Genomic DNA, 20,309 nt, shown 5'->3' on the forward strand with positions numbered 1-20,309 from the left:
CGACAGTTCCCACTGTGCGGCCAGGCCTTCACCGGATGAGCGTGATCGTGGATCCGAGGCGAGCCTCAGACCACGGTCGTGGTGCCGCCCGCAGCCTCGATCTTCTCCTTGGCGGAGCTCGAGAAGGCGTCGACGCTGACCTGGACGGCCACCGAGATGTCGCCCTGACCGAGAACCTTGACGGGCTGGCCCTTGCGGACGGCGCCCTTGGCCACGAGGTCGGCGACGGTCACGGAGCCACCGTCGGGGAACAGCTCGCCGAGGCGGTCGAGGTTGACGACCTGGAACTCCACGCGGAAGGGGTTCTTGAAGCCCTTCAGCTTGGGCAGGCGCATGTGGATCGGCATCTGGCCACCCTCGAAGGCAACCGGAACCTGGTAGCGCGCCTTGGTGCCCTTGGTACCGCGGCCGGCGGTCTTGCCCTTGGAGCCCTCACCGCGACCCACGCGGGTCTTGGCGGTCTTGGCTCCCGGAGCGGGACGCAAGTGGTGCAGCTTGAGCGTCATGTCACTCCACCTCCTCAACCGTCACGAGGTGACGGACCGTGTTGACCATGCCGCGGATCTCCGGGCGGTCTTCCTTGACGACGACGTCGCCGATCCTCTTCAGACCGAGCGAGCGGAGCGTCTCGCGCTGGTTGGCCTTGAGGCCGACCGTTCCGCGCTTCTGCTGGACCTTGAGCTGAGCCATTACTGCTGCGCTCCTGCCGTCGCCTCGAGCTGACCCTCGGCGCGCGCCTTCAGCAGGGCGGCCGGGGTGACGTCCTCGACGCGCATGCCGCGGCGGGCCGCGACCTGCTCGGGCTCCTCCAGCATGCGGAGGGCCTCGACCGTCGCGTGGACGATGTTGATCTGGTTGGACGAGCCGAGCGACTTGCTCAGGACGTCGTGGATGCCGGCGCACTCGAGGACCGCGCGCACCGGGCCACCGGCGATCACACCGGTGCCGGGGGCGGCGGGACGCAGCAGGACGACGCCTGCGGCCTTCTCGCCCTGCACCGGGTGCGGGATGGTGCCCTGGATGCGGGGGACCTTGAAGAAGTGCTTCTTGGCCTCCTCGACACCCTTGGCGATCGCCGCGGGGACCTCCTTGGCCTTGCCGTAGCCGACGCCGACCATGCCGTCGCCGTCGCCGACGATCACGAGGGCGGTGAAGCTGAAGCGTCGACCACCCTTGACGACCTTGGCGACACGGTTGATCGCCACGACGCGCTCGATGTAGACCGACTTCTCAGCCTGGCCACGGCCGTTGTCACGGCCGCGACGGTCACCCGAGCCACCGCTGCGCTGTCCGCGCTGGGCTCCGCTCATGAGATGTGCTCCATATCTAGGTTCTTCTCTCTTCTCGCGTCGGGCGCGATCAGAAGGACAGACCGCCCTCCCGGGCGGCATCGGCGAGGGCCGCGATGCGGCCGTGGTACTTGTTGCCGGCGCGGTCGAAGACGACGCCCTCGATCCCCGCGGCCTTGGCACGCGAAGCAACCAGCTCGCCGACCTTCTTGGCCTGCGTGGTCTTGTCGCCACCCGCGGTGCGCACGTCGGCCTCCATGGAGGAGGCGTACGCCAGGGTGGCGCCGGCCAGGTCGTCGACGACCTGGACGGTGATGTGACGGGCCGAACGGGTGACCACCAGGCGCGGACGCTCGGTGGTGCCGTTGATCCGCTTGCGGCCACGCGCCTGACGGCGCAGACGGGCGCGAACACGGTTCGCCGTGTGCTTGTTGTTGCTCAGGGAGATAGCCATGTCACTTACCGGCCTTTCCGACCTTGCGGCGGATGTGCTCGCCGGCGTAGCGCACGCCCTTGCCCTTGTAGGGCTCGGGCTTGCGGAGCTTGCGGATGTTGGCCGCAACCTCTCCGACGAGCTGCTTGTCGATGCCGACGACACCGAGCTTGGTCGGGCCCTCGACGGTGAAGGTGATGCCCTCGGGGGCGTCGAAGATGATCGGGTGCGAGTAGCCGAGCTGGAACTCGAGCTGCGTCGGACCCTTGGGGAGGACGCGGTAACCGACGCCCACGATCTCGAGCTTCTTCTCGTAGCCCTCGGTCACACCCACCACCATGTTGTTGATGAGCGTGCGGGTCAGGCCGTGGAGCGAGCGGCTGTTGCGCTCGTCGTCGGGACGCTGCACCTCGAGGACGCCGTCCTCGCCCTTGGCGATCGTGATCGGCGCGGCGATGGTGTGCGACAGGGTGCCCTTGGGGCCCTTGACGGTCACCAGCGACTGGTCGATCGCGACGTCGACGCCGGACGGGACCGCGATGGGGAGCTTGCCAATGCGCGACATGCTTCTCTCTCTTCCTGGTCTCAGTAGGTCCGGGTCACCAGACGTAGGCGAGGACTTCGCCGCCCACGCCCTTCTGGTTCGCCTGGCGGTCGGTCAGCAGTCCCTGCGACGTCGAGATGATCGCGACGCCGAGGCCACCGAGGACCTTGGGCAGGTTCGTGCTCTTGGCGTAGACGCGCAGGCCGGGCTTGCTGATGCGGCGGACGCCCGCGATCGAGCGCTCCCGGTTGCGGCCGTACTTGAGCGTGACGGTCAGCGTCTTGCCGACGGCGGGCTCGCCCTCGGCGGAGACGTTGTCCGCGACGTCGTAGGAGGTGATGTAGCCCTCCTGCTTGAGGATCTCCGCGAGGCCGGCCTTCATCTTGCTGTAAGGCATCGACACCACGTCGTGGTACGCCTGGTTGGCGTTGCGCAGACGAGTGAGCATGTCTGCGATCGGGTCAGTCATCGTCATGATGTGGGTTCTTTCTCGTCGTGGTTTCCCCAGGCTCGCGGCCCGGGGACCTGCAACGTGTGTGAGGGAATTACCAGGAGGACTTGGTGACGCCGGGCAGCTCGCCGCGGTGGGCCATCTCCCGCAGGCAGATCCGGCACAGGCCGAACTTGCGGTAGACGGCCTTCGGGCGGCCGCAGCGCTGGCAGCGGGTGTAGCCGCGGACAGCGAACTTCGGCTTGCGGGCGGCCTTGACCTTGAGCGCAGTCTTCGCCATGTCAGTTCTCCTTGAACGGGAAGCCGAGCTGCTTGAGCAGAGCGCGGCCCTCGTCGTCGTTGGTGGCGGTGGTCACGATGGTGATGTCCATACCGCGCGACCGGTCGATCTTGTCCTGGTTGATCTCGTGGAACATGACCTGCTCGGTGAGACCGAAGGTGTAGTTGCCGCGACCGTCGAACTGCTTCGGCGAGAGGCCGCGGAAGTCACGGATGCGGGGCAGGGCCAGCGAGAGCAGGCGGTCGAGGAACTCCCACATGCGGTCGCCGCGCAGCGTGACGTGCGCGCCGATCGGCATGCCCTCACGCAGCTTGAACTGCGCGATGGACTTGCGGGCCTTGGTCACGGCCGGCTTCTGGCCGGTGATCGCGGTGAGGTCGCGGATGGCGCCCTCGATCAGCTTGGAGTCGCGAGCTGCCTCGCCGACGCCCATGTTGACCACGATCTTCGTCAGGCCGGGGACCTGCATGACGTTGGCGATGTCGAACTCGGTGCGCAGCGCGGGGAGGATCTCCTCGCGGTAGCGGGCCTTGAGCCGAGGAATCTCGGTGGAGGTGGTCTCGGCCATCTCAGATCTCCTTGCCGGTCTTGCGGGACACGCGGACCGAGCGGGTCGCCGAGTAGGTCGAGCCGTCGGTGCGGCGCTTGGTGACCTCATCGCGGCGGAACCCGATCCGGGTGACGCCGTCACCCTCGACCAGCATCACGTTGGACACGTGGATGGGGGCCTCGCGGGTGATGATGCCGCCGGTCGTGCCGGTCTGCTGCACGGACTTGGTGTGGCGCTTGACGAGGTTGACTCCCTCGACGATCACGCGGTCCTCCTCGCGGAGCACCGTGATGACCTTGCCCTGGGCACCCTTGTCCTTGCCGGCGATGACCTTGACGGTGTCGCCCTTCTTGATGTTCATGTTCTTACCCATCTCTCACAACACCTCCGGGGCGAGCGAGATGATCTTCATGAAGCGCTTCTCGCGCAGCTCGCGGCCGACGGGGCCGAAGATGCGCGTGCCGCGCGGCTCGCCGTCGGCCTTGAGGATGACGGCGGCGTTCTCGTCGAAGCGGATGTAGGAACCGTCGGCGCGGCGACGCTCCTTGACGGTGCGTACGACCACGGCCTTGACGACGTCGCCCTTCTTGACGTTGCCACCGGGGATCGCGTCCTTGACGGTGGCGACGATGACGTCACCGATGCCGGCGTAGCGACGCCCAGAGCCACCGAGAACACGGATGCAGAGGATCTCCTTCGCACCGGTGTTGTCGGCGACCTTGAGTCGCGACTCCTGCTGGATCATTGATTTCTCCTGGTTGTCGAGCTGGTTCTCACACCCTCACGGGGTGGGAGCCTGGCCGAACTGGTGGGGTTCTGTATGACTGCCCGGTGCCGGGCCGGACGAGCGGGGCTCGACCGGCCGATCGGTCACTTGGCCTTTTCGAGGACCTCGACGAGGCGCCAGCGCTTGGTGGCGGACAGCGGGCGGGTCTCCATGATCAGGACCCGGTCGCCGATGCCGCACTGGTTGCTCTCGTCGTGCGCCTTGAGGCGCGAGGTCTTGCGCAGCACCTTGCCGTAGAGGGCGTGCTTCACGCGGTCCTCGACGGCGACGACGATCGTCTTGTCCATCTTGTCGCTGACCACGAGACCCTCGCGGGTCTTGCGCTGGTTGCGCTCAGCGGACTGGGTCGCAGTGTTCTCGCTCATGCCTTGCCCTCTTCGTTGGTGCCCGGCGTGGTGCGGATGCCGAGCTCGCGCTCGCGGACCACGGTGTAGATGCGGGCGATGTCCTTCTTGACCACGCGCAGCCGGCCGTGGCTGTCCAGCTGGCCGGTGGCCGCCTGGAAGCGGAGGTTGAACAGCTCCTCCTTGGCCTCGCGCAGCTTTGCCTCCAGGTCGGTGGCGTTGAGCTCGTCGAGCTCGTGGGCGTTCAGCTTGGTAGCCATCAGAATTCACCGGCCTCACGGGAGATGAACCGGCACTTCATCGGAAGCTTGTGCATCGCGCGGCGCATGGCCTCACGAGCAGTCACCTCGTCGACACCGGAGAGTTCGAACATGACGCGGCCGGGCTTGACGTTGGCCACCCACCACTCGGGGGAACCCTTGCCGGAACCCATGCGGGTCTCGGCAGGCTTCTTGGTCAGCGGGCGGTCCGGGTAGATGTTGATCCAGACCTTGCCGCCACGCTTGATGTGGCGGGTCATGGCGATACGAGCCGACTCGATCTGTCGGTTGGTCACGTAGTGACCCTCGACCGCCTGGATACCGAAGTCACCGAAGGCCAGCGACGTGCCGCCCTTGGCGACACCGGTGCGCTTGGGGTGGTGCTGCTTGCGGTGCTTGACGCGACGGGGCATCAACATGAGGTCAGGCCTCCTGTCCGGTGCTCGGAGCGGCCTCGGCCGGAGCCTCGGTCGACTCGGCGCGAGGGGCGCGGTCGCCGCGCGAGCCACGGCTCGGGCGGTCGGCGCCACGGGTGGTGGGACGGCCACCGCGACCGGGGGCACCGGCGCGGGCGGCCTGCTGGGCCTGGCGCTCGGCACGGGTGCCGGCGACCTCGCCCTTGTAGATCCAGACCTTGACGCCGATGCGACCGAAGGTCGTCTTGGCCTCGTAGAAGCCGTAGTCGATGTCGGCGCGGAGCGTGTGCAGGGGCACGCGGCCCTCGCGGTAGAACTCCGTACGCGACATCTCCGCGCCGTTGAGACGACCCGAGCACTGGATCCGGATGCCCTTGGCACCCGAGCGCATCGAGGTCTGCATGGCCTTGCGCATGGCGCGGCGGAACTGCACGCGACCAGCGAGCTGCTCCGCGACACCCTGGGCGACCAGCTGCGCGTCGATCTCGGGGTTCTTGACCTCGAGGATGTTGAGCTGCACCTGCTTGCCCGTGAGCTTCTCGAGCTCGCCGCGGATGCGGTCGGCCTCGGCGCCACGGCGACCGATCACGATGCCGGGACGCGCGGTGTGGATGTCCACACGGACGCGGTCACGCGTGCGCTCGATCTCGACCTTGGAGATGCCGGCCCGCTCCATGCCCTTGGAGAGCAGCTTGCGGATGGCGACGTCCTCACCGACGTAGGACTTGTAGAGCTTGTCGGCGTACCAACGGCTCTTGTGGTCGGTGGAGATGCCCAGGCGGAACCCGTTCGGGTTGATCTTCTGGCCCATCAGGCACCCTTTCCGTTCGTGTTGGCGGCGCCGCGCTTGCCGTTCTTCGACGACTTGCCGACGAACTCGGCCGGCTGCACCGCGAGGGTGATGTGGCTCGTGCGCTTGTTGATGCGGGTCGCACGGCCCTGGGCACGCGGACGCCAACGCTTCATCGTCGGGCCCTCGTCGACCATCGCGACGGAGAGGACCAGGTCGGCCCGGTTGAGGCCCTCGGTCGTCTCGGCGTTGGCGACGGCGCTCTCCAGCACCTTGTAGACGGTCTCGGAGGCTGCCTGCGGCGCGAACTGCAGCAGGGTCAGGGCCTCGTCGACCTGCAGGCCGCGGACCATGTCGACGACACGGCGGGCCTTCATCGGGGTGATCCGCACGTAGCGTGCGCTGGCGTAGGCGCCCGGCTGGTCGCCGAGCACCGAGGTGCGACGCGCGCTGGTGCGGGTGCGCTCGGTGGTGCTCATCGACGGCGTCCCTTCCGGTCTTCCTTCACGTGCCCGCGGTAGGTGCGGGTCGGCGCGAACTCCCCGAGCTTGTGGCCGACCATGGAGTCGGTCACGAAGACGGGGACGTGCTTGCGACCGTCGTGCACGGCGATGGTGTGACCGATCATGTCGGGCACGATCATCGACCGGCGCGACCAGGTCTTGATGACGTTGTGGCTGCCCTTCTCGTTCTCGGCGTCCACCTTCTTCTGAAGGTGGTCGTCGATGAAGGGGCCCTTCTTCAGGCTGCGAGGCATGTCGGTTACTTCCTACCCTTGCCGGACTTGCGACGACGGATGATCTGGGAGTCGCTGGCCTTGCGCTTGCGCGTACGGCCCTCGGGCTTGCCCCAGGGGGAGACGGGGTGGCGACCACCGGACGTCTTGCCCTCACCACCACCGTGCGGGTGGTCGACCGGGTTCATGACGACACCGCGGACGGTCGGGCGGACGCCCTTCCACCGCATGCGGCCGGCCTTGCCCCAGTTGATGTTGGACTGCTCGGCGTTGCCGACCTCACCGATCGTGGCGCGGCAGCGCACGTCGACGAACCGCATCTCGCCCGAAGGCATGCGGAGCGTCGCGCGGCTTCCCTCGCGAGCGATCAGCTGGGCCGAGTTGCCGGCCGAGCGAGCGATCTTGGCGCCGCCACCCGGACGCAGCTCCACGCAGTGGATGGTCGTACCGACCGGGATGTTGCGCAGCGGGAGGTTGTTGCCGGGCTTGATGTCGGCGTTGGGACCGGACTCGACCGGGGTGCCCTGCGTGAGGCCCTTGGGCGCCACGATGTAGCGCTTCTCGCCGTCGGCGTAGTGCAGCAGCGCGATGCGGGCGGTGCGGTTGGGGTCGTACTCGATGTGAGCGACCTTGGCCGGCACGCCGTCCTTGTCGTAGCGACGGAAGTCGATGATGCGGTAGGCGCGCTTGTGCCCGCCACCCTTGTGACGGGTGGTGATGCGGCCCTGGTTGTTGCGGCCGCCGTTCTTGGGCAGCGGACGCGTCAGCGACTTCTCGGGCGTGGTCCGGGTGATCTCGACGAAGTCGGCCACGGACGAGCCACGACGGCCCGGGGTGGTCGGCTTGTACTTGCGGATTGCCATGTCAGTTCCTAGTCAGGAGCCCGGTCAGGAGACCGGACCTCCGAAGATGTCGATGCGGTGACCCTCGGCGAGGCTGACGATTGCGCGCTTGGTGTTGGGACGCTTGCCCACGCCGTAGCGGGTGCGACGGGTCTTGCCCTGGCGGTTGATCGTGTTGACCGAGGTGACCTTGACGTCGAAGACCTTCTCGACCGCGATCTTGATCTCGGTCTTGTTGGCGTCCGGGTGGACGATGAAGGTGTACTTGTTGGCGTCGAGGAGGCCGTAGCTCTTCTCCGACACGACCGGCGCGATCAGGACGTCGCGGTGGTCCTTGTGCAGGGTGCTCACTTGTCGTCCTCCTTCGGACCACCGGCGCGCACGAAGCCAGCGGCCTCGGCGTCCTCGGCGCTCTTGAACCAGAACTCGGCCTCGGTCTGCTCGTACCACTGGCCGTCGGGCTCGTGGTACTTGCCCGAGTCGGCGTTGCCCTTGACCTCGTAGCCCTTGGGCGCCTTGCCGCTCTTCAGCGGAGCCTTGGCACCCTTCGGCAGGGCCGGGGCGTCGGACTCGTCGTCAGCGGGGACGTCGGCGAACGCCTTGACCTCGGCCTTGGCCTCGGTCTTCGGCTCAGCCTTCTCGGCCTTGGCCGCGGCAGGCTTCTCGGTCGTCGTCTCGGCCTTGGCCGGAGCAGCGGACACGCCGCCGACGAAGGCGTCGTAGGCACCCTTGGTGAACACCACGTCGTCCGAGTTGAGGACGTCGTAGGTGTTGAGCTGGTCGACGGCGACGATGTGGACCTCGGGCGCGTTGCGCAGCGAGAGCCAGGTGATCGCGTCGGAACGCTCGAGCACCACGAGGTAGCCCACGCGGTCGGTCAGCGTGACGAGCGAGGCCAGCGCGCCCTTGGTGGAGGGCTTGTCGCCCGACACCAGCGCGTCGACCACGTGCACACGGCCGTTGCGGGCCCGGTCGGAGAGGGCACCGCGCAGGGCGGCGGCCTTCATCTTCTTGGGGGTGCGCTGGTCGTAGCTGCGCGGCTGCGGGCCGTGGACGACGCCACCGCCGGCGAACTGCGGCGCACGGGTCGAGCCCTGGCGGGCGCGGCCGGTGCCCTTCTGCTTGTAGGGCTTGCGGCCACCACCGCGCACGTCGGCGCGGGTCTTGGTGGCGTGCGTGCCCTGACGCGCGGCGGCCTGCTGCGCGACGACGACCTGGTGGATCAGGGGGATGTTGACCTCGACGTCGAAGATCTCGGCGGGGAGGTCGACCTTGATGGTCTTGACAGCCATGCTCAGGCCTCCTTCACGGTGCTCTTGGCGGCCGAGCGCAGGACGACGAGACCGCCGCGGGGGCCGGGAACGGCACCCTTCAGCAGGATCAGGCCCTTCTCGGCGTCGACGGCGTGGACCGTCAGGTTCTGCGTGGTCACCGTGTCGTTACCCATGCGACCAGCCATGCGCGTGCCCTTGAACACGCGACCCGGCGTGGCGCAAGCGCCGATCGAGCCGGGCTTGCGGTGGTTGCGGTGGGCACCGTGCGAGGCAGAGACACCGTGGAAGCCGTGACGCTTCATGACACCGGCGAACCCCTTGCCCTTGCTGGTGCCGGTGACGTCGATCTCCTCGCCGGCGGCGAAGGTGTCGACGCTCAGCTCCTGGCCCACGGTGTACGCGGCGGCGTTGGCGGTGCGGATCTCGGCCACGTGGCGACGCGGGGTCACCCCGGCCTTGGTGAAGTGACCGGCCTCGGGCGAGTTCACCTTGCGGGCCTCGATCTCGCCGTAGCCGATCTGGATGGCGTTGTAGCCATCGACCTCGGGCTGGCGGACCTGGGTCACCACGTTGGTGCTCGCGGAGATCACGGTCACGGGGACGACCTTGTTGTTCTCGTCCCAGAGCTGGGTCATGCCGAGCTTGGTGCCCAGCAGACCCTTCGCGTTGCGCTCGAAAGTGTTCGTCATGTCAGGCCCTCAGAGCTTGATCTCGATGTCGACACCGGCAGGCAGGTCGAGACGCATCAGCGAGTCGACGGTCTTCGGCGTCGGGTCGATGATGTCGATGAGGCGCTTGTGCGTGCGCATCTCGAAGTGCTCGCGGGAGTCCTTGTACTTGTGGGGCGAACGGATGACGCAGTACACGTTCTTCTCGGTCGGCAGCGGCACAGGGCCGGCGACCTTCGCACCCGTACGGGTGACGGTGTCCACGATCTTCCGCGCCGAGGTGTCGATCACCTCGTGGTCATAGGCCTTGAGCCTGATGCGGATCTTCTGTCCCGCCATAGGTCCGTGTCCTCTTCGATCTCGTACGCCTGGTCTGTTTCGGCGCTCAGCCCCCGTTGGGCGAGCACCGCCTGTTTCTCCGCCATCCTCCGACCCCCGCGGTCGGGCGTGTCGCGCTGGTTACTCGTGACACGTCCCCGTTTCCGGAGGCGGTACTGCTCTGGATGGCACCCGACGGTTGTCGGATCTGGTCGGGTCTCCGATCAAGATGTCTTGATCCGGTGCGGCGCACGCAGACGACTGGTTCGATCGAGGAGACGCGATTCAGAAGTCAAGGTGTGCCGTGCCCTGGCGACCCGCCGGAGCAACCGGAACATCTTGGCAGACTCGGTGCGCCCACGCCAAATCGCAATGACGGAGGGACTCAATCCCCCGTCGCGAGCCGCACCAGGCGACGTCCGATCCGGGTGATCGAGCCGCTGACGGGGTCCACCAGCAGCTCCCAGCCGTGTCCGGACCTGCCCGCGACGAAGGGTACGCCGGCGGCGTCGGCGAGCGCCTCGGCGGCGTCGTACTGCAGGGGTCCGTCGCTCGGCGCCATCACGACGAGCCCGTCGGCCGGCAACGACGGGGCGAGCGACGTCAGCTCCACGCCCTCCCACGCGGCCGGGCCCGACACGTCGGCCCACGCCTCGACGTCCGCCCCGGCGGCCATCGCCATCACGGTCAGCGATCCACCCATCGACGTGCCGAGCAGGACGACGCGCTCGGCGCCGAGCTGGTCCCGGGCCAGGGAGACGGCCGCGGCCGCCTCGTTGAGCGGGTCGGCGTCGTCGGAGGCCGTGCAGGTCGACTCCCCGTAGCCGCACGGGTTGACGAGGATCGAGGTCACCCCGTCCTCGGCGGCAGCGGTCGCCCACCGGCCCCAGCCGCACATCCCGGAGGTCTGCGGCAGCAGCACCGCGACCCGGTCGCTGGTCGCCGGACCGATCCGCGCGGCCTCGAGCTCACCCCCGGTGGCACCGCTGAGCGTGAACGCCTCGAGCTCGGCCTCCTCCGGGATCGCGGACAGGCACCGCTCGCGCAACGCCGTCGTGGGGTCGGCCGACTGCTCGGCGCTCGACGGCGCACTGTCCGCCGGGTCGCCGCCCCCGCTGCACGCGGAGGCGAGCAGCACGAGGGCCGCCAGCACCGGTCCTGCGCTCCAGACGCCCACGACCCGAGGATAGGCGCGGCTGTCGGTGCCGGGTGCGACCGTGAGGCCGTGGCTCCGGCTCCCCTCGATCTCCGCTCCTGGAGCGAGCGTGCCGGGCTGGAGGGCGTGCGGGACGTGCGGGCGATCACCACGGGACGCTCCGGGTCGGCCGTCGCCTCCGTCCGGACCTCGACCGGCACGGTCGTCGTCAAGGTGACCACCGACCCGGGTCAGCTGGCACGAGCGCGCCGCGAGGTGGCGGTCCTTGGCCACCTCGCCGGACATCCGGTCCCGCTCGCCCCGACCGTGAGGGGCACAGTGGTCGGCGCCGACGGCGTCGCCGTCGCTCTCGAGCAGGCCGCTCCCCTGCCCCCGGCCGGCCGGCTGTCGGCCGGCGACTGGCAGGCGATCGCGGCACTCGTCGCCGCCGTGCACCTGGCTCCCGCCCCGCCCGGACTGTCCGAGGTGCCCGGTGCGAGCGGGCTGCCGCTCGTGCTCGCGCACGGCGACTGCCACCTCGACAACATGGTGCGCGACGGGTCCGGCCGGGTGCTCCTCGTCGACTGGCAGGACGCGCGACGCGGCGACGGGCTGGACGACCTCGTCTTCGCCTGGCAGCGCGCGGAGTTCGAGGGGGCACATCCGCCTCGGGAGGAGATGACCGCGACCTACGCGGCCGCGCGGGGGCTCGACGGTGCTGCGCTCGCGCCCCTGCTCGACGCCGCCGAGCTCCGCCTCCTGCGGGAGAACTGGCCGCCCTTCCTGGCGATGGGCGACGAGTCGGGTCGGACCGTCCTCGCCCGACGCCTCGCGGCACTGACGTCAGCCGGTCGCGAGGCCTAGCCTGCCGGCATGACGATCGACCTGCGCGCGCTCTGGGACTTCGACGATCCGGCAGGGAGCGAGCAGCGCTTCCGCGAGCTCGCGGCGACCGCGGACGAGACGCTGGCGACGTACGCCCTCACGCAGGGGGCGCGCGCACTGGGCCTCCAGGAGGCCTACGACGCGGGGCACGAGGTGCTCGACGACCTCGCACCTCCCGACTCCGAGGGCCGGGCGCGGGTCGCGCTCGAGCGCGGCCGACTGCTGCGCTCGTCCGGCGACCCCATCGGCGCGCGTCCGCACTTCGAGTCCGCGTCCACCGAGGCGCACGACGCGGGACTGGAGGAGCTCACGGTCGACGCGCTCCACATGGTGGCGCTCGTCGTCGACCCGAGCGAGCGGCTGGCGGCCCACCACGCGGCGCTCGTGCGGGCGCAGGCGGCGACCGAGCCGGCGGCGCGCGACTGGGACGCCTCCCTGCTCAACAACATCGGCATGGAGCACGCCGATGCCGGCGACCACACCGCCGCGCTCGCGGCCTTCGAGGAGGCGCTCGCCGCCCGCGAACGGATCGGCGACCCGGCCCGCACCCGCGTCGCCCGATGGATGGTCGGCTGGTCGCTCCGCCACCTCGGTCAGGTCGACCGGGCACGCGAGGTCCAGCTCGCGCTCAAGGCCGAGCTCGACGCGATCGGCGAGCACGACCCCTACGTCGACGAGGAGCTCGCCCTGCTCGACCCGCCGGGCGGCGATCAGGTGGTGCGGCGGTAGCAGAAGTCGGCGATGTCGCGGTCGACGTCGAGGCCCTTGCGCTCGAAGCGGGTGACCGGGCGCTCGGCCCAGCGCTCGACGGGGCCGCCCTCGAGGGTGGGCTCGGCGTCGAGGACCTCGCGCATCTGGTCGGCGTAGTCGGCCCAGTCGGTCGCCAGCCGCCACGCGCCGCCCGGCTCGAGGCGGGACGAGGCGAGCGCGGCGTTGGCCGGGTTGACCAGGCGGCGCTTGCGGTGCTTGGTCTTGCGCCACGGATCGGGGAAGAAGGTCCAGATCTCGGCGAGTCCACCCGGGGCGATCAGGTGCTCGAGCGACCAGACCGCGTCGACCGAGCAGAACCGCACGTTGTCGGCGCCGGCCTCGGCCACCCGCCACAGCGAGTCGGCGATGCCCGGGCGCCACACCTCGAGGGCGAGGACGTTGTGGTCGGGCCGTGCGGCCGCGAGCACCGCCGTCGCCTCCCCCACGCCCGGTCCGATCTCGAGGATCAGCGGTGCCTCGCGGCCGAACCGCTCGGCCAGCGAGAAGTCCGCCCGGTCGACGGCCTCGTCGGGGATCACCCAGTCGGCCTGGTGCGCCGCCCACGCCTCGGCCTGGCGCGGCGTGAACCGGCTGCCGCGACGCGAGTAGGTGAGGACCTCCCGCATCCGCCGTCCGTCCTCGGTGAGCTTGAGGTGCGGTCGGGCAGGGCGTACGTCGTTCACGCGCTGATTCTCGCCCGGCGTCACCGCCGCGGTCACATCGAGGGCGGTGGCCTACAGGTGGGCGAGGGCGCCGGTCAGCACCGAGCGGAGCCGCTGCTCGATGTCGTCGAACTCCGTCTGGCCGATGATCAGCGGCGGCGCGAGCTGGATGACCGGGTCGCCGCGGTCGTCGGCGCGGCAGTAGAGGCCGGCCTCCCACAGCGCGCCGGAGAGGTAGCCACGCAGCAGCCGCTCGGACTCGGCGTCGTCGAACGTCTCCTTGGTCTCGCGGTCCTTCACCAGCTCGATGCCGTAGAAGTAACCGTGGCCGCGCACGTCGCCGACGATCGGGATGTCGTAGAGCTTCTCCAGCGTCGAGCGGAACCCCGGCGCGTTCTGGGCGACGTGGTCGGTGAGGCCCTCACGCTCGAAGATGTCGAGGTTGGCCATCGCGACCGCGGACGACACCGGGTGACCGCCGAACGTGTAGCCGTGGGCGTAGGCCGTCGTACCGGACTTGAAGGGCTCGAAGAGCCGGTCGCTCGCGATCATCGCGCCGATCGGCGAGTAGCCCGAGGTCATGCCCTTGGCGCAGGTGATGATGTCGGGCTGGTAGCCGAACTCGGCCGCGCCGAACATCTCCCCCACCCGGCCGAAGGCGCAGATGACCTCGTCCGACACCAGCAGGACGTCGTACTCGTCGCAGATCTCGCGAACCCGCTCGAAGTAGCCGGGCGGCGGCGGGAAGCAGCCGCCGGCGTTCTGCACGGGCTCGAGGAACACTGCGGCCACGGTGTCGGGGCCCTCGAACTCGATCGCCTCGGCGATCCGGTCCGCGGCCCAGCGGCCGAACGCCTTCTCGTCGTCACCGACGTACTCGGGGCGGCGGTAGAAGTTGGTGTTGGGCACCTTGTGGGCCCCGGGGACCAGCGGCTCGAACATCTCCTTGAGCGGCGGGATGCCCGTGATCGACAGCGCGCCCTGCGGGGTGCCGTGGTAGGCGACCGCACGCGAGATGACCTTGTGCTTGTTGGGCTTGCCGGTCAGCTTGAAGTACTGCTTGGCCAGCTTCCAGGCCGACTCGACGGCCTCGCCGCCACCGGTGGTGAAGAAGACGCGGTTGAGGTCGCCGGGGGCCATCGCGGCGATGCGGTCGGCGAGCTCGACGGCGCGCGGGTGCGCGAAGGACCAGAGCGGGAAGAAGGCGAGCTCCTTGGCCTGCTTGGCGGCAGCCTCGGCCAGCTCCTCGCGGCCGTGGCCGACCTGGACGACGAAGAGACCGGCGAGGCCGTCGATGTACTCGCGACCGTGGCTGTCCCAGATCTTGTGGCCCTCGCCCTTGACGATGAGCGGCATCTCGCCGCCCTGCTCGTAGGTCGAGTGCCGGGTGAAGTGCAACCACAGGTGGTCGCGGCCCGCCGACTGGTAGTCGAAGGAATCGTCGAAGGACTGGCTCATCGGGTACCCCAGTTGTAGTGCTGCTTGTTGAGCTTCAGGTAGACGAATGTCTCGGAGGAGAGCACGCCGTCCTGCTCACGGACTCGTCGGATGACGTCGAGCAGGTGCGGGTCGTCCTCGCACACCACCTCGACGAGGAGGTCGAAGCTGCCGGCGGTGGTGACGACGTAGTCGACCTCGGGCACCTCGGCGAGGCGGTCGCCCACCTGCATCGGGTCGCCCTCGGTGCGGACGCCGATCATGGCCTGCCGGGTGAACCCGACCTGGGTCGGGTCGGTGACCGCGACGACCTGCATGATCTCGGAGTCGAGCAGCTTCTGGACCCGGGCGCGGGCGGCGGCCTCCGACAGCCCGACCGCCTTGGCGATCGCGGCGTAGGAGATCCGGCCGTCCTCCTGGAGCAGCTCGATGATCCTCTTGGCGGTCGCATCGAGGCGTACGGGTCCCTCAGTCACCACTGGTCCGCCCACTGCGCTCGCTCATGCGCCCATGGTGGAGGGACTGGCGGGGAAAACGCAAGCCAATCAGCACGGAATCCGTGTTTCCGGCCCGTTAATTCCACGATTACCGCAGATTTGTGGCCGCAGACTATGGCGACGACGGCCGGTCGCGTCCTACTCTCCCTTGACCGCACCCGACAGGGAGGACCTTCCGTGACGAGCCCACGCACGCTGCGCAACTTCATCGGCGGTGCCTACGTCGACGCCGAGGCCGGTGCCACCAGCGAGGTGGTCAACCCCGCGACGGGCGAGGTCGTCGCCCACGCCCCGGTCAGCGGTGGCGAGGAGGTCGACGCGGCCTACGCCGCCGCGGACACGGCCTTCGCGGAGTGGGGTCGTACGACGCCCAGCGAACGCCAGCAGGCGCTGCTCAGGCTCGCCGACTCGATCGAGGCGCACGCCGACGAGCTGATCGACCTGGAGTCGGAGAACACCGGCAAGATCAAGGCGCTCACCGCGAGCGAGGAGATCCCGCCGATGGTGGACCAGCTCCGGTTCTTCGCCGGGGCGGCGCGGGTGCTCGAGGGCAAGGCCGCGGGCGAGTACATGGCCGGCCACACCTCGTGGATCCGGCGCGAGCCGATCGGCGTCGTCGGCCAGGTGACGCCCTGGAACTACCCGCTCCTGATGGCCGTGTGGAAGATCGGCCCGGCGTTGGCTGCGGGCAACACGGTCGTCCTCAAGCCGAGCGACACCACGCCGGAGAGCACCCTGCGCCTCGCGGAGCTCGCCTCGGAGTTCCTGCCGGCGGGCACGCTCAACGTCGTCACCGGTGACCGCGAGACCGGCCGGCTGCTCGTCGAGCACCGGACGCCCAGCCTGGTCGCGATCACCGGATCGGTGCGAGCGGGGGCCGAGGTCGCCGCCAGCGCGGCACCGAACATCAAGCGCGTGCACCTCGAGCTCGGCGGCAAGGCACCCGTGGTGGTCTTCGACGACGCCGACATCGAGGCGGCCGTCGAGGGGATCGCGATCGCCGGCTACTTCAACGCCGGCCAGGACTGCACCGCTGCCACCCGCGTGCTCGTGGCGCCCGGCATCCACGACGACTTCGTCGCAGCGCTGGCCGACTACGCCAGGAGCTCCGCCCCGGTCGGGCTCCCCGACGACGAGGACGCGCTCTTCGGCCCGGTCAACAACCAGCGACAGCTCGCCCACGTCAGCGGCTTCATCGAGAACCTGCCCTCGCACGCCACCGTGTCCGCCGGAGGCAACCGGCGTACGGACCTGGGTGCCGGCTTCTTCCTCGAGCCCACCGTGCTCTCGGGCCTGCGCCAGGACGACGACGCGATCCAGAACGAGATCTTCGGTCCGGTGATCACCGTGCAGAAGTTCACCGACGAGGACGAGGCGGTCCGCTGGGCCAACGGCGTCGACTACGGCCTCGCGTCGTCGGTCTGGACCAAGGACTTCGGCCGCGCGATGCGGATGTCGAAGGCGCTCGACTTCGGCTGCGTGTGGATCAACACCCACATCCCGCTCGTCGCCGAGATGCCGCACGGGGGCTACAAGAAGTCGGGATACGGCAAGGACCTGTCGATGTACGGGTTCGAGGACTACACCCGCATCAAGCACGTCATGGCCAACATCGAGAGCTGAGCACCACCCGCCACCGCACCACCGCACGACCACTCATCAACTCGGGGCCGACGGAGGACTACCACTGATGACACCCATCCCGCGCCGTTCGCGACGCCCCCTCTCGCCCGAGGCAGCGGCCGTGGTCGCCGCATCGTCCGGCGGCCTGAGCCGTCGGGCCCTGCTCGGCACCGGCGCTGCCGCCAGCGCCGGGCTCGCCCTGTCGGCCTGCGCACCGCCCAAGCCGCCCACAGGTGGGCCCGCAGCCGTCAAGCTGCCCACCGACGTGTCGGACTCCGAGAAGATCCTCAAGTGGGCCAACTGGACCGCGTACCTCGACATGAACGGCAAGGAGACGAAGTCGCCGACGCTCGACGCCTTCATGCAGCAGACCGGGATCCAGGTCACCTACAGCGAGGACGTCGACGACAACGACTCCTACTACGCCAAGGTCGGCCCGCAGCTCCGCGCCGGCCAGAGCATCGACCGCGACATCTTCACGCTGACGGACTGGATGGCCGCCCGGGTGATCCGCGACCAGCTCTGCCAGCCCCTCGAGCTGATCCAGATGCCCAACGTGGTCAGCAACCTGCTGCAGCCGCTGAAGGACGTCTCCTTCGACCCCGGCCGCCAGCACTCGATCACCTGGCAGAGCGGCTTCGCCGGCATCGGCTACAACAAGGCGAAGGTCGGGCGCGAGCTGAAGTCGCTCGACGACCTCTGGACCGACGACCTCAAGGGCAGGATCGTGGTGCTCTCGGAGTTCCGCGACACCGCGGGCCTCGTCATGCAGTCCCAGGGCGTCGACATCGACAGCGACTGGGGCAGGGCGGAGTTCGAGAGCGCGCTCGACTTCATCGAGCAGAAGATCGAGGAGGGCTACATCCGCAAGGTGAAGGGCAACTCCTACATGGAGGACCTCACCAGCGGCAACGCCGTCGCCGGGATCACGTGGAGCGGCGACATCTTCGTCCTCGCCTACGACACCGAGGACCCCAACTGGACCTTCACGATCCCCGAGTCCGGGGGCACGCTGTGGTCGGACAACATGATGGTGCCGATCACCTCGACGCACCGCTCCAACGCCCAGAAGCTGATGGACTACTACTACGACCCGGCGGTCGCCGCGCAGGTCGCCGCCTGGGTCAACTACGTCTGTCCCGTCGACGGCGCGCAGGCCGAGATGGAGAAGATCGACCCCGATCTCGCCGAGAGCCCCTTCATCTTCCCGAGCGCCGACTACATCGCGGAGAACAACATCCAGGCGTTCCGCGTGCTCGATGCCGACGAGGACATCGAGTTCGCCGATCTCTGGTCCACGAAGGTGATGGGGAACTGACATGGCGGGATTCCGCGAGGCGCGAGGCGACCTCCAGCTCGACAGCGTGACCAAGGCCTTCGGCGACTTCACCGCCGTCGACGACATCGACCTGCACGTCCCCCGTGGGTCGTTCTTCGCCCTGCTGGGCCCCTCCGGCTGCGGCAAGACCACCACCCTGCGGATGATCGCCGGGCTCGAGCAGCCCACCGCCGGCCGGGTGATGATCGGTGACACCGACCTGACCGGCTCGCGCCCCTACGAGCGCCCGGTCAACACGGTCTTCCAGTCCTATGCGCTGTTCCCGCACCTGTCCATCAAGGACAACGTCGCCTTCGGGCCCAAGCGCCGCAAGGACAAGGACGCGGCGACGCGCACCGACGAGGCGCTCGAGCTGGTCCAGATGTCGCAGTTCGCCGGCCGCAAGCCGGCCCAGCTCTCCGGTGGCCAGCAGCAGCGTGTCGCCCTGGCCCGCGCGCTGGTCAACCACCCCGAGGTGCTGCTCCTCGACGAGCCGCTCGGCGCCCTCGACCTCAAGCTGCGACGGGAGATGCAGGTCGAGCTCAAGCGGATCCAGACGGAGGTCGGGCTGACCTTCATCCACGTGACGCACGACCAGGAGGAGGCCATGACCATGGCCGACACCGTCGCGGTCATGAACAAGGGCCACATCGAGCAGCTCGGCGCGCCTGCCGCGCTCTACGACCTCCCGCGCACGCGGTTCGTCGCCAACTTCCTCGGCCAGGCCAACACCGGGGTCGGCACCATCAAGGACACCGACGGCGACCACCTCGTCGCCGACGTCCTCGGCACGCCGGTGAAGATCCTCAAGTCGCGGTCCCAGGTGCACGAGGGCGAGGTGCTGTTCGGCGTACGCCCCGAGAAGGTGACGGTCTCGCGCACCCAGCCCGAGGGCGCCGGCAACGACGTCAAGGGCGTCGTGCGCGACGTGTCGTTCCTGGGCGTGGCCACCAGCTACCTCGTCGACATGCCGAGCGGCACCACGTGGAGCTGCTACGAGCAGAACCTCGACGTGGAGCCCCTCGACCTCCGGCCCGGGGACGAGGTGTGGCTGACCTGGAACCCCGGCCACGCGTTCGGCGTCCCCGTGGACGAGACGGGCGAGAAGTGAGCGCCCTGGCCCACGTCGCCGGCGACCCGGACGTCACCCCGGCGGCACCCGCGCCGGAGGCGACGAAGAGGAGCTGGACGGCGTACCTCCTGCTCCTGCCCGGCGCGCTGTGGCTCGGTGTCTTCTTCGTCCTGCCGCTGGTCCAGCTGGCAGCCGTCAGCCTGCAGAGCCGCTACCCCGGCTTCCCCGGCTACTACTACCGCGACGTCAACTTCGAGAACTACGCGGCGGCGCTGACCGACTACGCCCCGCACTTCGCGCGCTCGTTCCTCTACGCGGGCATGGCGACGTTCCTCGCCTTCGTCGTGGCCTACCCGCTGGCCTATGCGATGGCGTTCAAGGCGGGCAAGTGGCGCAACCTGATGATGATCTGCGTCGTGGCCCCCTTCTTCACCTCGTTCATCCTGCGCACGTTCGCGTGGTCGCAGATCCTGGCCGACGAGGGCTGGGTGGCGGGCACCCTCAACTTCCTGCACCTGCTGCCCGGCGGCAACATCATCAACACGCCCCTGGCCGTGATCGCCGGCCTGACCTACAACTTCCTGCCCTTCATGGTGCTGCCGATCTACGCCTCCCTCGAGCGGGCCGATCCCCGGGTCATCGAGGCCGGCGGCGACCTGTACGCCAACGGCTTCACGACGTTCCGCACCGTGACCCTGCCGATGTCCATGCCCGGCGTCCTCGCCGGGACGCTGCTCACCTTCATCCCGGCGGCGGGCGACTTCGTCAACATGGAGCTGCTCGGCCCCCAGCGCGGGAAGATGGTCGGCAACGTCATCAACGACCAGTTCCTCGCCGTCCCGGGCGGCTACCCGGTCGCGGCCGCCCTCTCGTTCACCCTGATGGCGGCGATCCTGGTCATGGTCTTCCTCTACGTCCGCCGCTTCGGCACCGAGGAGCTGGTGTGAG

General features: G+C 69.1%; 31 protein-coding genes. 6 read left to right on the forward strand and 25 right to left on the reverse strand.

The window, feature by feature from the left end:
- Positions 1-65: 65 nt before the first annotated feature.
- From rplO to JI751_RS14890, 22 genes are all read right to left on the reverse strand, one after another.
- Positions 66-506 carry a 50S ribosomal protein L15 gene (gene rplO, locus JI751_RS14785; protein WP_201938320.1) on the reverse strand — a complete coding sequence of 147 codons (441 nt, stop codon included), beginning with the start codon at positions 504-506 and terminating at the stop codon, positions 66-68.
- A 1-nt stretch (position 507) separates the two neighbouring features.
- Positions 508-690, reverse strand: a complete 183-nt coding sequence (gene rpmD / locus JI751_RS14790; RefSeq protein WP_129474456.1) for a 50S ribosomal protein L30 — start codon at positions 688-690, stop codon at positions 508-510.
- Positions 690-1,310, reverse strand: a complete 621-nt coding sequence (gene rpsE, locus JI751_RS14795; protein ID WP_201938329.1) for a 30S ribosomal protein S5 — start codon at positions 1,308-1,310, stop codon at positions 690-692. The genes rpmD and rpsE overlap by 1 nt, the downstream gene beginning before the upstream one ends.
- 49 nt (positions 1,311-1,359) lie before the next feature.
- The gene (gene rplR / locus JI751_RS14800; protein WP_201938332.1) at positions 1,360-1,743 is read right to left on the reverse strand and encodes a 50S ribosomal protein L18; all 384 of its coding nucleotides are present in this window, start codon (positions 1,741-1,743) and stop codon (positions 1,360-1,362) included.
- A gap of 1 nt (position 1,744) precedes the next feature.
- Positions 1,745-2,287: a 50S ribosomal protein L6 gene (rplF, locus tag JI751_RS14805; protein WP_201938334.1), complete on the reverse strand. Its 543-nt coding sequence runs from the start codon at positions 2,285-2,287 to the stop codon at positions 1,745-1,747.
- 34 nt (positions 2,288-2,321) lie between these two features.
- Positions 2,322-2,741, reverse strand: coding sequence for a 30S ribosomal protein S8 (gene rpsH, locus JI751_RS14810; RefSeq protein WP_135838853.1), 420 nt, complete (start codon positions 2,739-2,741; stop codon positions 2,322-2,324).
- Between the two features lie 70 nt (positions 2,742-2,811).
- Positions 2,812-2,997, reverse strand: coding sequence for a type Z 30S ribosomal protein S14 (locus tag JI751_RS14815; RefSeq protein ID WP_011757321.1), 186 nt, complete (start codon positions 2,995-2,997; stop codon positions 2,812-2,814).
- Between the two features lies 1 nt (position 2,998).
- Entirely contained in the window at positions 2,999-3,565 is a 567-nt protein-coding gene (rplE, locus tag JI751_RS14820; RefSeq protein ID WP_201938336.1) for a 50S ribosomal protein L5, read from the reverse strand.
- Position 3,566: 1 nt separating this feature from the next.
- Entirely contained in the window at positions 3,567-3,908 is a 342-nt protein-coding gene (rplX, locus tag JI751_RS14825; protein ID WP_201938338.1) for a 50S ribosomal protein L24, read from the reverse strand.
- Between the two features lie 15 nt (positions 3,909-3,923).
- Positions 3,924-4,292, reverse strand: coding sequence for a 50S ribosomal protein L14 (gene rplN, locus JI751_RS14830; RefSeq protein WP_201938339.1), 369 nt, complete (start codon positions 4,290-4,292; stop codon positions 3,924-3,926).
- Positions 4,293-4,417: 125 nt separating this feature from the next.
- Positions 4,418-4,699, reverse strand: a complete 282-nt coding sequence (rpsQ, locus tag JI751_RS14835; protein ID WP_201938347.1) for a 30S ribosomal protein S17 — start codon at positions 4,697-4,699, stop codon at positions 4,418-4,420.
- Positions 4,696-4,938: a 50S ribosomal protein L29 gene (gene rpmC, locus JI751_RS14840; RefSeq protein WP_201938349.1), complete on the reverse strand. Its 243-nt coding sequence runs from the start codon at positions 4,936-4,938 to the stop codon at positions 4,696-4,698. Before rpmC ends, rpsQ begins: the two co-directional genes overlap by 4 nt.
- Positions 4,938-5,357 (reverse strand): 50S ribosomal protein L16, encoded by a 420-nt coding sequence (gene rplP, locus JI751_RS14845; protein ID WP_201938356.1) that lies wholly within the window; start codon positions 5,355-5,357, stop codon positions 4,938-4,940. Before rplP ends, rpmC begins: the two co-directional genes overlap by 1 nt.
- Before the next feature lie 4 nt (positions 5,358-5,361).
- A complete protein-coding gene (gene rpsC, locus JI751_RS14850) occupies positions 5,362-6,165 on the reverse strand; it encodes a 30S ribosomal protein S3 (RefSeq protein WP_201938358.1) in 804 nt (267 codons plus the stop codon).
- A complete protein-coding gene (gene rplV, locus JI751_RS14855; protein ID WP_201938367.1) occupies positions 6,165-6,623 on the reverse strand; it encodes a 50S ribosomal protein L22 in 459 nt (152 codons plus the stop codon). Before rplV ends, rpsC begins: the two co-directional genes overlap by 1 nt.
- The gene (rpsS, locus tag JI751_RS14860; RefSeq protein WP_056599671.1) at positions 6,620-6,901 is read right to left on the reverse strand and encodes a 30S ribosomal protein S19; all 282 of its coding nucleotides are present in this window, start codon (positions 6,899-6,901) and stop codon (positions 6,620-6,622) included. The genes rplV and rpsS overlap by 4 nt, the downstream gene beginning before the upstream one ends.
- A 5-nt stretch (positions 6,902-6,906) precedes the next feature.
- The gene (gene rplB, locus JI751_RS14865; protein ID WP_201938369.1) at positions 6,907-7,743 is read right to left on the reverse strand and encodes a 50S ribosomal protein L2; all 837 of its coding nucleotides are present in this window, start codon (positions 7,741-7,743) and stop codon (positions 6,907-6,909) included.
- Positions 7,744-7,767: 24 nt separating this feature from the next.
- The gene (rplW, locus tag JI751_RS14870) at positions 7,768-8,073 is read right to left on the reverse strand and encodes a 50S ribosomal protein L23 (RefSeq protein WP_129474442.1); all 306 of its coding nucleotides are present in this window, start codon (positions 8,071-8,073) and stop codon (positions 7,768-7,770) included.
- Positions 8,070-9,014 (reverse strand): 50S ribosomal protein L4, sunset domain variant, encoded by a 945-nt coding sequence (gene rplD / locus JI751_RS14875; protein ID WP_201938371.1) that lies wholly within the window; start codon positions 9,012-9,014, stop codon positions 8,070-8,072. Before rplD ends, rplW begins: the two co-directional genes overlap by 4 nt.
- Positions 9,015-9,016: 2 nt before the next feature.
- A complete protein-coding gene (gene rplC, locus JI751_RS14880) occupies positions 9,017-9,685 on the reverse strand; it encodes a 50S ribosomal protein L3 (RefSeq protein ID WP_201938373.1) in 669 nt (222 codons plus the stop codon).
- Between the two features lie 9 nt (positions 9,686-9,694).
- Complete coding sequence (rpsJ, locus tag JI751_RS14885; RefSeq protein WP_008360994.1) at positions 9,695-10,003, reverse strand: 30S ribosomal protein S10; 309 nt, start codon at positions 10,001-10,003, stop codon at positions 9,695-9,697.
- Between the two features lie 364 nt (positions 10,004-10,367).
- Positions 10,368-11,159 (reverse strand): alpha/beta hydrolase family protein, encoded by a 792-nt coding sequence (locus JI751_RS14890; RefSeq protein WP_201938381.1) that lies wholly within the window; start codon positions 11,157-11,159, stop codon positions 10,368-10,370.
- A 48-nt stretch (positions 11,160-11,207) separates the two neighbouring features.
- Between JI751_RS14890 and JI751_RS21905 the strand changes: the two genes are divergently transcribed.
- Together JI751_RS21905 and JI751_RS14900 are read left to right on the forward strand one after the other, a co-directional pair.
- Entirely contained in the window at positions 11,208-11,981 is a 774-nt protein-coding gene (locus tag JI751_RS21905) for a phosphotransferase family protein (protein ID WP_201938390.1), read from the forward strand.
- Between the two features lie 9 nt (positions 11,982-11,990).
- Positions 11,991-12,731: a tetratricopeptide repeat protein gene (locus tag JI751_RS14900; RefSeq protein ID WP_201938392.1), complete on the forward strand. Its 741-nt coding sequence runs from the start codon at positions 11,991-11,993 to the stop codon at positions 12,729-12,731.
- On the opposite strand, the gene trmB is transcribed toward JI751_RS14900, so the two are convergent.
- Genes trmB through JI751_RS21910 form a run of 3 tightly spaced genes read right to left on the reverse strand, consistent with a single transcriptional unit; the run spans position 12,713 to position 15,327 of the window.
- A complete protein-coding gene (gene trmB / locus JI751_RS14905; protein WP_307814263.1) occupies positions 12,713-13,435 on the reverse strand; it encodes a tRNA (guanine(46)-N(7))-methyltransferase TrmB in 723 nt (240 codons plus the stop codon). The two genes, JI751_RS14900 and trmB, sit on opposite strands and share 19 nt — an antisense overlap.
- A gap of 51 nt (positions 13,436-13,486) precedes the next feature.
- On the reverse strand, positions 13,487-14,872 hold the full coding sequence (locus JI751_RS14910; protein WP_201938401.1) for an aspartate aminotransferase family protein: 1,386 nt from the start codon (positions 14,870-14,872) through the stop codon (positions 13,487-13,489).
- A complete protein-coding gene (locus tag JI751_RS21910) occupies positions 14,869-15,327 on the reverse strand; it encodes an Lrp/AsnC family transcriptional regulator (protein WP_307814265.1) in 459 nt (152 codons plus the stop codon). The genes JI751_RS14910 and JI751_RS21910 overlap by 4 nt, the downstream gene beginning before the upstream one ends.
- A 198-nt stretch (positions 15,328-15,525) precedes the next feature.
- Here JI751_RS21910 and JI751_RS14920 point away from each other — a divergent pair, with 198 nt between their 5' ends.
- The 4 genes from JI751_RS14920 (at position 15,526) to JI751_RS14935 (ending at position 20,308) form a co-directional block, all read left to right on the forward strand.
- On the forward strand, positions 15,526-16,971 hold the full coding sequence (locus JI751_RS14920) for a gamma-aminobutyraldehyde dehydrogenase (protein WP_307814266.1): 1,446 nt from the start codon (positions 15,526-15,528) through the stop codon (positions 16,969-16,971).
- Positions 16,972-17,038: 67 nt separating this feature from the next.
- Complete coding sequence (locus JI751_RS14925) at positions 17,039-18,289, forward strand: ABC transporter substrate-binding protein (RefSeq protein ID WP_201938408.1); 1,251 nt, start codon at positions 17,039-17,041, stop codon at positions 18,287-18,289.
- Position 18,290: 1 nt separating this feature from the next.
- Positions 18,291-19,400, forward strand: a complete 1,110-nt coding sequence (locus JI751_RS14930; protein ID WP_201938410.1) for an ABC transporter ATP-binding protein — start codon at positions 18,291-18,293, stop codon at positions 19,398-19,400.
- On the forward strand, positions 19,397-20,308 hold the full coding sequence (locus tag JI751_RS14935) for an ABC transporter permease (RefSeq protein ID WP_307814267.1): 912 nt from the start codon (positions 19,397-19,399) through the stop codon (positions 20,306-20,308). The genes JI751_RS14930 and JI751_RS14935 overlap by 4 nt, the downstream gene beginning before the upstream one ends.
- Position 20,309 lies beyond the last annotated feature (1 nt).

Source organism: Nocardioides baculatus (genome assembly GCF_016735675.1).
GTDB classification, from domain to species: domain Bacteria; phylum Actinomycetota; class Actinomycetes; order Propionibacteriales; family Nocardioidaceae; genus Nocardioides; species Nocardioides baculatus.

Coding starts and splice junctions, on each gene's coding strand:
- JI751_RS14900 (WP_201938392.1), top strand. CDS start 11,991: ATGACGATCGACCTGCGCGCGCTCTGGGACTTCGACGATCCGGCAGGG.
- JI751_RS14910 (WP_201938401.1), bottom strand. CDS start 14,872: ATGAGCCAGTCCTTCGACGATTCCTTCGACTACCAGTCGGCGGGCCGC.
- JI751_RS14925 (WP_201938408.1), top strand. CDS start 17,039: ATGACACCCATCCCGCGCCGTTCGCGACGCCCCCTCTCGCCCGAGGCA.
- rpsE (WP_201938329.1), bottom strand. CDS start 1,310: ATGAGCGGAGCCCAGCGCGGACAGCGCAGCGGTGGCTCGGGTGACCGT.
- rplF (WP_201938334.1), bottom strand. CDS start 2,287: ATGTCGCGCATTGGCAAGCTCCCCATCGCGGTCCCGTCCGGCGTCGAC.
- rpsH (WP_135838853.1), bottom strand. CDS start 2,741: ATGACGATGACTGACCCGATCGCAGACATGCTCACTCGTCTGCGCAAC.
- rpmD (WP_129474456.1), bottom strand. CDS start 690: ATGGCTCAGCTCAAGGTCCAGCAGAAGCGCGGAACGGTCGGCCTCAAG.
- JI751_RS14815 (WP_011757321.1), bottom strand. CDS start 2,997: ATGGCGAAGACTGCGCTCAAGGTCAAGGCCGCCCGCAAGCCGAAGTTC.
- rplN (WP_201938339.1), bottom strand. CDS start 4,292: ATGATCCAGCAGGAGTCGCGACTCAAGGTCGCCGACAACACCGGTGCG.
- rplD (WP_201938371.1), bottom strand. CDS start 9,014: ATGGCTGTCAAGACCATCAAGGTCGACCTCCCCGCCGAGATCTTCGAC.
- rplP (WP_201938356.1), bottom strand. CDS start 5,357: ATGTTGATGCCCCGTCGCGTCAAGCACCGCAAGCAGCACCACCCCAAG.
- rpsC (WP_201938358.1), bottom strand. CDS start 6,165: ATGGGCCAGAAGATCAACCCGAACGGGTTCCGCCTGGGCATCTCCACC.
- rpsQ (WP_201938347.1), bottom strand. CDS start 4,699: ATGAGCGAGAACACTGCGACCCAGTCCGCTGAGCGCAACCAGCGCAAG.
- rpmC (WP_201938349.1), bottom strand. CDS start 4,938: ATGGCTACCAAGCTGAACGCCCACGAGCTCGACGAGCTCAACGCCACC.
- rplO (WP_201938320.1), bottom strand. CDS start 506: ATGACGCTCAAGCTGCACCACTTGCGTCCCGCTCCGGGAGCCAAGACC.
- rplV (WP_201938367.1), bottom strand. CDS start 6,623: ATGAGCACCACCGAGCGCACCCGCACCAGCGCGCGTCGCACCTCGGTG.
- JI751_RS14930 (WP_201938410.1), top strand. CDS start 18,291: ATGGCGGGATTCCGCGAGGCGCGAGGCGACCTCCAGCTCGACAGCGTG.
- rplB (WP_201938369.1), bottom strand. CDS start 7,743: ATGGCAATCCGCAAGTACAAGCCGACCACCCCGGGCCGTCGTGGCTCG.
- rplE (WP_201938336.1), bottom strand. CDS start 3,565: ATGGCCGAGACCACCTCCACCGAGATTCCTCGGCTCAAGGCCCGCTAC.
- rplC (WP_201938373.1), bottom strand. CDS start 9,685: ATGACGAACACTTTCGAGCGCAACGCGAAGGGTCTGCTGGGCACCAAG.
- rpsJ (WP_008360994.1), bottom strand. CDS start 10,003: ATGGCGGGACAGAAGATCCGCATCAGGCTCAAGGCCTATGACCACGAG.
- rpsS (WP_056599671.1), bottom strand. CDS start 6,901: ATGCCTCGCAGCCTGAAGAAGGGCCCCTTCATCGACGACCACCTTCAG.
- rplX (WP_201938338.1), bottom strand. CDS start 3,908: ATGAACATCAAGAAGGGCGACACCGTCAAGGTCATCGCCGGCAAGGAC.
- rplR (WP_201938332.1), bottom strand. CDS start 1,743: ATGGCTATCTCCCTGAGCAACAACAAGCACACGGCGAACCGTGTTCGC.